This is a genomic window from Pseudoalteromonas sp. JC3, assembly GCF_030291895.1.
In the GTDB taxonomy this organism is placed as follows: Bacteria; Pseudomonadota; Gammaproteobacteria; order Enterobacterales; family Alteromonadaceae; genus Pseudoalteromonas.
On sequence record NZ_CP127855.1, the window covers coordinates 3,993,525 to 4,002,500 of the forward strand.

Annotated in this window: 6 protein-coding genes and 2 rRNA genes (1 of these 8 cut by a window edge); 1 reads left to right on the plus strand and 7 read right to left on the minus strand. The window is 44.5% G+C overall.

Features of this window, described 5'->3' with window-relative positions; translation table 11 throughout:
- The first annotated feature begins 10 nt into the window (after nucleotides 1–10).
- Entirely contained in the window at nucleotides 11–307 is a 297-nt protein-coding gene (locus QSH61_RS24350; protein WP_081489941.1) for a DUF2909 family protein, read from the plus strand.
- On the opposite strand, the gene QSH61_RS17435 is transcribed toward QSH61_RS24350, so the two are convergent.
- From QSH61_RS17435 to QSH61_RS17465, 7 genes are all read right to left on the minus strand, one after another.
- On the minus strand, nucleotides 213–1,088 hold the full coding sequence (locus QSH61_RS17435) for a cytochrome c oxidase subunit 3 (protein ID WP_102057670.1): 876 nt from the start codon (nucleotides 1,086–1,088) through the stop codon (nucleotides 213–215). The two genes, QSH61_RS24350 and QSH61_RS17435, sit on opposite strands and share 95 nt — an antisense overlap.
- Nucleotides 1,078–1,656: a cytochrome c oxidase assembly protein gene (locus QSH61_RS17440; RefSeq protein ID WP_102057671.1), complete on the minus strand. Its 579-nt coding sequence runs from the start codon at nucleotides 1,654–1,656 to the stop codon at nucleotides 1,078–1,080. The genes QSH61_RS17435 and QSH61_RS17440 overlap by 11 nt, the downstream gene beginning before the upstream one ends.
- The gene (ctaD, locus tag QSH61_RS17445; protein ID WP_102057672.1) at nucleotides 1,656–3,230 is read right to left on the minus strand and encodes a cytochrome c oxidase subunit I; all 1,575 of its coding nucleotides are present in this window, start codon (nucleotides 3,228–3,230) and stop codon (nucleotides 1,656–1,658) included. The genes QSH61_RS17440 and ctaD overlap by 1 nt, the downstream gene beginning before the upstream one ends.
- A complete protein-coding gene (gene coxB / locus QSH61_RS17450; RefSeq protein WP_206471535.1) occupies nucleotides 3,230–4,372 on the minus strand; it encodes a cytochrome c oxidase subunit II in 1,143 nt (380 codons plus the stop codon). Before coxB ends, ctaD begins: the two co-directional genes overlap by 1 nt.
- A gap of 360 nt (nucleotides 4,373–4,732) precedes the next feature.
- The gene (lexA, locus tag QSH61_RS17455; RefSeq protein ID WP_102057673.1) at nucleotides 4,733–5,347 is read right to left on the minus strand and encodes a transcriptional repressor LexA; all 615 of its coding nucleotides are present in this window, start codon (nucleotides 5,345–5,347) and stop codon (nucleotides 4,733–4,735) included.
- Nucleotides 5,348–6,465: 1,118 nt separating this feature from the next.
- Nucleotides 6,466–6,579: ribosomal RNA gene (gene rrf, locus QSH61_RS17460) — 5S ribosomal RNA — on the minus strand.
- A gap of 168 nt (nucleotides 6,580–6,747) precedes the next feature.
- Nucleotides 6,748–8,976: ribosomal RNA gene (locus tag QSH61_RS17465) — 23S ribosomal RNA — on the minus strand (it continues 656 nt past the right edge of the window).

Genomic DNA, 8,976 nt, shown 5'->3' on the forward strand with positions numbered 1-8,976 from the left:
GACACCCCTTATGATTAAAATTATTATTGTTGTACTGCTACTACTCGTTTTTCTAAATCTATTTAGAGCTATGCTAGTCATGCTCAAGTCAGAGCAACAAGAGTCGATGGCGAGGCTATTGCAACAAAGAGTTTATGCATCAATAGCTGTAGTACTTCTAATCTGTCTTGCTGCTCAATTTGGCTTTATAAAACTACACTCTTCACCCGTTGTTACAACACATAAACAAATACAAACAGGCACAACCAAACAACATCAACAAAATGCCAATACCAAGCCCCAGCTTGAAAAGCAAAGTGGTTCTTAGCGGTAAAGTGGCCCTTCAACACCCTGATCCATATAACGAAAAGAATAATCGCGCCAAGAGTGACATGAAAGCCATGAAATCCTGTCAGTAAAAAGAATGTATTACCGTAAACCCCCGACTGGAGAGTTAACCCCAGATCTTGGTAAGCGTGAATATACTCTTCCACTTGCAAGGTTAAGAATGCGACGCCAAGTAGTACTGTTAATCCCAAGAACGCCTTTACTTTCGCCCGTTGCTCTTTTTCTAAAGCTACATGAGCAAAGCTAAGGGTTACTGATGATGCTAATAGAATAATCGTATTGATCAGTGGAAGTCCCTGCCAACCCATAGCTTGAGTGACAGTTCCATCTGGAGTTGTGAGCAATGGCCATACAGCTTCAAATTGAGGCCATAAAACCTCATTGGTACTGGCATTATTACTTGCACCGCCTAACCACGGCACAGCTATCATTCGTGCATAGAAAAGTGCACCAAAAAAAGCAGCAAAAAACATAACCTCGGAAAAGATAAACCATCCCATTCCTTGCTTGAACGAACGATCCATTTGGGCAGAATATAACCCATTTTGAGATTCTTGGATCACATTCCTGAACCAACCAAAAATCATATAGATCAGCACAGCAATACCCACGAGCAGTAGCATTACTCCACTATTACTGGTTGATTTAAGTTGAATAATCGTTAAGCCAGCGCCAACAGCGATAAAGAAAAGTGCAAAAGCCCCGACGATTGGCCATGGACTTTGCTCAGGCACGTAATATTTTTCTTGTTCATGGTTCATATTTGAACTCCTCTCGAGCAACTAGCATATTCAGTCCATCACTGTCTTGTTTGCTAACTCGCTCTGTAATATCAAACAACGTATATGAAAGCGTGAGTTCCTCAACATCACTTGGTAGCTCCGTATCTACATAAAACCTCAAGACAAACTCAACTTCTTCTTTGCCTTTCATTGATTGCTGATCAAAACAAAAGCAGGCCATTTTGTGTAAATACTTTGCAGCTTTCCCCGGGGACACTGAAGGGATCGCTTGCAACACACGCTCACTATCACTCAAGTTTTTTGCAATAAATTTGACATCGGTTAGCTTACCGGGTTGAACACTAACCGAATGCTCGACTGCATCGACCTTAAATGGCGCCTGGCTTTGACTATGCGTTGTGAAGCTCACATCTACTTGTCGACTTTGTGCAATTGACTCGCTCTGCTTTGCGATTTCCATGGATGGCTTACCATTTAGGCCTGTGACATCACAAAAAACGTCATATAGAGGAACCAGTGCAAAGGCAAAAGCAAACATACCTAGCGTCAACAAAATAAGCTTCTTAAGCAGGCGGCCATGTTGCATTACTTAATCTCCGGTGGCGTTGAAAAGGTATGATAAGGAGCCGGAGATGGTACTTGCCACTCTAATCCCTCTGCCCCATCCCATACTTTCCCGGAGGCCTGCTCTCCACCTTTTATACATTTATAAACCACTGCAACAAACAACAGTTGAGAAAGACCGAATGCAAACCCTCCGATACTAATGATCGCGTTGAAATCAGCGAACTGTAGAGCATAGTCAGGGATCCGCCTTGGCATGCCAGCAAGACCAACAAAGTGCATTGGGAAGAACAATACGTTCACACTAACCAAGGAGAGCCAAAAGTGAAATTTAGCCAATTTGATATCAAACATGTGCCCCGTCCACTTTGGTAACCAATAATATGCGGCGGCCATTATTGAGAACACAGCTCCCGTAACTAACACGTAATGGAAATGCGCGACAACGAAGTAGGTATCGTGATATTGGAAATCGGCGGGAGTAATCGCTAACATCAAACCGGAAAATCCACCAATTGTGAAAAGTACGATGAATGCAATAGCAAAAAGCATCGGCACCTCAAAACTAATAGCACCTCGCCACATTGTAGCTACCCAATTAAAAACCTTAACGCCAGTAGGCACTGAAATGAGCATAGTTGCATACATAAAAAACAACTCACCAGCTAAAGGCATACCCGTTGTAAACATATGATGAGCCCAAACGACGAACGACAGCAGTGCAATTGAAGCGGTTGCATAAACCATTGATGCATAGCCAAACAGTTTCTTTCTTGAAAATGTCGGTACTATCGTAGAGATTATGCCGAAGGCAGGTAATATCATGATGTACACTTCAGGATGACCAAAAAACCAGAATATATGCTGGAACATAACAGGATCACCACCACCTGCTGCATCAAAAAAGCTCGTTCCAAAGAACTTGTCGGTCAGCACCATAGTTACGGCGCCTGCAAGTACCGGCATAACAGCTATCAGAAGAAATGCAGTTATCAACCAGGTCCAGACAAATAAAGGCAACTTCATCCATGTCATACCTGGAGCTCTAAGATTGACGATGGTCACGATAACGTTGATAGCACCCATAATAGAGCTAATGCCCATTATATGAACAGCAAAAACAAAAAATGCAGTATTGTCATTGCTGTACGTTGTAGATAGTGGCGCATAAAAAGTCCAACCGAAAGCAGGCCCGCCGCCTTCCAAAAATAATGACATCAGTAAAATTGCAAATGCAAAGGGTAGTATCCAAAAACTCCAGTTATTCATTCTCGGTAACGCCATATCAGGAGCACCAATCATCATTGGGATCATCCAGTTGGCAAGACCTGTAAATGCGGGCATTACTGCGCCAAATACCATTATTAGTCCATGCACTGTCGTCATTTGATTAAAAAAATGCGGATCTACAAGCTGTAACCCAGGTTGGAAAAGCTCGGCTCGGATCACCATCGCCATAGCACCGCCAATTAAAAACATGGTTAGTGAGAACAATAAATACAGTGTTCCAATGTCTTTATGATTGGTGGTAAACAGCCAGCGCTTTAAGCCTTTGGGAGCTGTATGGTGTGAATGTTCGTCTACGATGGCACTCATTACTTACCCTCCTCTAGTGTATCTATCTCACGCTGTATTTGGCTTGGCTGAATAACATCGCCAGTGTCATTACCCCAGCTATTTCTTTTATAGGTGATCACCCCCGCGATCTGCTTAATTGTTAATTGCTTTGCGAAAGATTGCATCGCAGTTCCTGGGCGGCCTAAAAGTAGAATATCTATATGAGCTTTAATATCTCCAGTGACGACTTTACTTCCTTTCATTGCAGGGAAGACTCCTGGTAGCCCAAGCCCAGTTGGTTGATGGCAAGCTGCGCAATAAGCCATGTAAGTTTGTTCCCCAACCTCCATTAACTCTTCTTTCGAAAGAGTTTGTTGCGCAACTGCCTGTGACTCCGCCTCTGCTTTTGCTTTTTCAGCTTTAGCATCGTTAAGCCAACTATCAAATTTATCAGGACTTACGGCCTCGACGACGATTGGCATAAAGCCATGATCTTTGCCACATAATTCAGCACATTGGCCTCTATAAATTCCCTCATCGTTTACCTTTGCCCATGCCTCATTTATAAATCCCGGATTGGCATCCTTCTTCACCGCAAAATCAGGCACCCACCAAGAATGGATGACATCATCCGAGGTCATCAAAAAGCGGACTTTCCTATCTGTAGGAATAACTAAATGCTTATCAACTTCAAGCAGGTAATTTTCATTTTTTTCTTTAAGATCACTAATTTCATCTTTCGAAGTAGAGAGCAAAGAATAGAACTCAACATCATGCCCCATATACTCATAGTGCCATTTCCACTGAGAGCCTGTGACCTTAATGGTCAGATCAGCTTTACTCGTGTCTTCCATAGCAATAAGCGTTTTTGTGGCTGGTATTGCCATACCAATGAGTATCAGGAAGGGAATTGCAGTCCAAAGTATTTCCACTTTGGTGCTTTCATGAAATTGCGCCGCAACGACGCCTTTTGACTTTCTGTGTTTTATAAGCGCCCAAAACATAATCCCAAATACAATCACTCCAATGACACAACATATTAGAAATATGGTCATGTGAAGCTCATACACTTGATGACTAATGTCTGTAACACCTTGCCTCATATTATAAGCGCTGTTAGCAAGTGAGGGCATGGCGATTAGCACCGCGATGAATGCTACAACTAATCGACAAATTTTCATTTGACGTCTCCTTCAAGACAACTCGTGGTTGTCTCTTGTTATTATTGGATGACTGTCATATTGTCTATTTGTACATAGACTTACTGCACGACTATTAACCAATTAGTCAAAAAACAAACAAATTGCAAGATTTTCGAGAAGACCGACTTTAGAATCAAAACTGGGGACTATAGGGAGTAAAACGAAGAATGATGAAAAATAGTGTATAAAGATCAGAAAACTAAAAATATTACTAAATGATTAAAGTCACTATAATTATCTAACTTTCACACAGTTAGAAAAGTTAATTATTACTTTCTAAACAAAATATAGTTAAAGCAAGCGCAACTTTATATTTAACGCTACGCTCGCTCTCATAAACTACATCCAGTCTGCACTTCGGATAACACCGACAGCTAACCCTTCAATGGAGAAATTTTGATGTTCTAGATCTACTTCAATCGCTTTAAATTCTTCATTCTCAGCATGTAAAAAAACTTTCTTTCCTTTCTTTTCAAGGCGTTTAACAGTCACATCTTCTTCTACACGAGCAACTATCACTTGCCCATTTTCTGCCACTTGAGTTCTGTGAACAGCCAATAGGTCACCATCTATAATACCAATATCCTTCATGCTCATACCATTAACTCTCAAAAGGTAATCAGCATTAGGTTTAAAAAAACTAGCATCTACATTACAGTGGCTTTCTACATGTTGCTCTGCCAAAATAGGCTCACCAGCAGCAACACGACCAATAATAGGCAAACCAAGTTGTTCTGATTCATCCTCTACAAGTCGAATCCCTCGGCTTGCGCCTGGGACCATTTCGATAACTCCCTTTTTCGCAAGCGCTTTCAGGTGCTCTTCCGCTGCATTTGCACTCTTAAAACCCAAAGCATCAGCTATTTCAGCACGAGTTGGAGGCATGCCTGTATCTTTTATGAATACTTTTATTAATTCAAAGATTTGTTCTTGTCGTTTTGTTAGAGGACGCATTAACTGGTATTCCATACAGTGGTTTATTTACTGTAAGTATATACAGCTCAAAAAAAATCGCAAATGTTTCTTTCTTCGCCATATTTTAAGTGTATTTATTGATAGCATTAATTAGATCAGCATTAAACAAGAAGCTTCAGAGCATAACCTACGACTCTACGAAATAAGGATTATTAAGTTTTAGGGCTGATAAATCACCTCCTACCATTTTGCACTGTGCTGATACTGTGGTAAGAGTGAGTTTATCTCGCGAGGTTTTCTATATCCCAAACAGCAAAAAACCCTTCGCATTACTGCAACGGGTTTTGATGTACATGGTTTTTTGCTGGAACTTCATTGCAAGCCATCGGCGGGTAAACCGCCTCCTACCAGAATGGCTTACTTTATGGCAGCAGGCTCATGTTGTGGGAGCGAGTTTATCTCGCGATGTGTTGATTGGCTTGTGAGGGTTTCTATATCTCAAATCTCTATACCCCAAACAGCAAAAAACCCGTCGCATTACTGTAACGGGTTTTTATGTGCATGGTTTTTTTGCCGGAACTTCATTGCAAGCCATCGGTGGGTGAACCACCTCCCACCATGTTGCACTGTGCCTATACTGTGGTAGGAGCGAGTTCACCTCGCGAGGTTTTTTCCAGAACTTCATTGCAACCCCTCGGCGGGTAAACCACCTCCCACAATGTTGTACTGTGCTGATACTGTGGTGGGAGTGGGAGTAGGAGCGAGTTTACCTCGCGAAATTTTCAAATCACACATAGCAAAAAACCCGTCGCATTGCTGCAACGAGTTTTGATGTACATGGATGTTCGAATGTCGATGAAGTTCATGGATGAACGCTTTTCATCAACCTCTTATTTAGCCCTGGCTCGCTACGAAGTAGGATGTTCTCATTTTTTAAATAGAGAGTCACATGGGTGATCCACACTATCATTGACCGGGGCCGACCCTTCGGCTGTTTTGTTTCACTTCTGAGTTTGGGTGACGAGAAACCGAAGCACCGCTTCGCAGTTCGAGGAAGTGAGCGCAAGGACGCGCGAAGGGGAGATGCTACATGGAAGTACTTTACCCCAAACAGCAAAAAACCCGTCGCATTGCTGCAACGGGTTTCTCTTATTTGGCCCTGGCGATGTTCTACTTTCACATGGGTAATCCACACTATCATCGACGCTGTTTTGTTTCACTTCTGAGTTCGGCATGGGGTCAGGTGGGTCCAAAACGCTATAGTCACCAGGAAATTCTGTTCATCAATGAAGTCTCCTTCATCAATGTAAATCTGGGAAAAAGCTATTAAATTCTTTTGTCTACTTTAGTCTATTAACTTCTGTTAGCTAAGGCCTCCATGGATGGAGGTCATGCTAGGAATTGTCTGGAACAATTCTAGTAAACCACTTTGGCGTTGTATGGTTAAGCCTCTCGGGTAATTAGTACGAGTTAGCTTAATGCCTCACAGCACTTCCACATCTCGCCTATCAACGTTGTAGTCTTCAACGGCCCTTCAGTTGACTCTAAGTCAAAGTGAGAACTCATCTCGAGGCCTGCTTCCCGCTTAGATGCTTTCAGCGGTTATCAGTTCCGAACGTAGCTACCGGGCAATGCAATTGGCATCACAACCCGAACACCAGCGGTTCGTCCACTCCGGTCCTCTCGTACTAGGAGCAGCCCCTCTCAATTCTCAAACGCCCACGGCAGATAGGGACCGAACTGTCTCACGACGTTCTAAACCCAGCTCGCGTACCACTTTAAATGGCGAACAGCCATACCCTTGGGACCGACTTCAGCCCCAGGATGTGATGAGCCGACATCGAGGTGCCAAACACCGCCGTCGATATGAACTCTTGGGCGGTATCAGCCTGTTATCCCCGGAGTACCTTTTATCCGTTGAGCGATGGCCCTTCCATTCAGAACCACCGGATCACTATGACCTACTTTCGTACCTGCTCGACGTGTCTGTCTCGCAGTTAAGCTTGCTTCTACCATTACACTAACCGTACGATGTCCGACCGTACTTAGCAAACCTTCGTGCTCCTCCGTTACTCTTTGGGAGGAGACCGCCCCAGTCAAACTACCCACCAGGCACTGTCCTCAACCCCGATTCAGGGGCCTAAGTTAGAACATCAACACTACAAGGGTGGTATTTCAAGGTCGGCTCCACAGAAACTAGCGTTCCTGCTTCAAAGCCTCCCACCTATCCTACACATGTAGGGTCAATGTTCAGTGCCAAGCTGTAGTAAAGGTTCACGGGGTCTTTCCGTCTAGCCGCGGGTACACAGCATCTTCACTGCGATTTCAATTTCACTGAGTCTCGGGTGGAGACAGCGTGGCCATGGTTACACCATTCGTGCAGGTCGGAACTTACCCGACAAGGAATTTCGCTACCTTAGGACCGTTATAGTTACGGCCGCCGTTTACCGGGGCTTCGATCAAGAGCTTCGCCTAAGCTAACCCCATCAATTAACCTTCCGGCACCGGGCAGGTGTCACACCGTATACGTCATCTTACGATTTTGCACAGTGCTGTGTTTTTAATAAACAGTCCCAGCCACCTGGTCACTGCGGCTCTCGTTTGCTTACAGAGCAAGTCTTTCACAAACAAGAGCGTACCTTCTCCCGAAGTTACGGTACAATTTTGCCTAGTTCCTTCACCCGAGTTCTCTCAAGCGCCTTAGTATTCTCTACCTGACCACCTGTGTCGGTTTAGGGTACGATTCAGTATGAACTGAAGCTTAGAGGCTTTTCCTGGAAGTAGGGCATCAACAACTTCACCACCTTAGTGGCTCGTCTCGACTCTCAGCCTTAGCAACCCGGATTTTCCTAAGTCACCAGCCTACAGCCTTTCACATGGACAACCAACGCCATGCTTGCCTAGCCTGCTCCGTCCCCCCATCGCATTCATACCGAGTACGGGAATATTAACCCGTTTCCCATCGACTACGCTCTTCAGCCTCGCCTTAGGGGTCGACTCACCCTACCCTGATTAACATGGGATAGGAACCCTTGGTCTTCCGGCGGAGGAGTTTTTCACTCCTCTTGTCGTTACTCATGTCAGCATTCGCACTTCTGATATGTCCAGCATGCCTCCCGGCACACCTTCAGCCACTTACAGAACGCTCCCCTACCCCGCATACTTACGTACGCAGCCGTAGCTTCGGTGGTATGTTTAGCCCCGTTACATCTTCCGCGCAGGCCGACTCGACTAGTGAGCTATTACGCTTTCTTTAAAGGGTGGCTGCTTCTAAGCCAACCTCCTAGCTGTTTTAGCCTTCCCACATCGTTTCCCACTTAACATACACTTTGGGACCTTAGCTGACGGTCTGGGTTGTTTCCCTCTCCACGACGGACGTTAGCACCCGCCGTGTGTCTCCCGGATATTACTTTACGGTATTCGGAGTTTGCAAAGGGTTGGTAAGTCGGGATGACCCCCTAGCCTTAACAGTGCTCTACCCCCGTAAGTATTCGTCCGAGGCTCTACCTAAATAGATTTCGGGGAGAACCAGCTATCTCCCGGTTTGATTAGCCTTTCACTCCTAGCCACAGGTCATCCCCTAACTTTTCAACGTTAGTGGGTTCGGTCCTCCAGTTGATGTTACTCAACCTTCAACCTGCCCATGGCTAGATCACCGGGTTTCGGGT

Coding starts and splice junctions, on each gene's coding strand:
- QSH61_RS24350 (WP_081489941.1), top strand. CDS start 11: ATGATTAAAATTATTATTGTTGTACTGCTACTACTCGTTTTTCTAAAT.
- QSH61_RS17435 (WP_102057670.1), bottom strand. CDS start 1,088: ATGAACCATGAACAAGAAAAATATTACGTGCCTGAGCAAAGTCCATGG.
- QSH61_RS17440 (WP_102057671.1), bottom strand. CDS start 1,656: ATGCAACATGGCCGCCTGCTTAAGAAGCTTATTTTGTTGACGCTAGGT.
- ctaD (WP_102057672.1), bottom strand. CDS start 3,230: ATGAGTGCCATCGTAGACGAACATTCACACCATACAGCTCCCAAAGGC.
- coxB (WP_206471535.1), bottom strand. CDS start 4,372: ATGAAAATTTGTCGATTAGTTGTAGCATTCATCGCGGTGCTAATCGCC.
- lexA (WP_102057673.1), bottom strand. CDS start 5,347: ATGCGTCCTCTAACAAAACGACAAGAACAAATCTTTGAATTAATAAAA.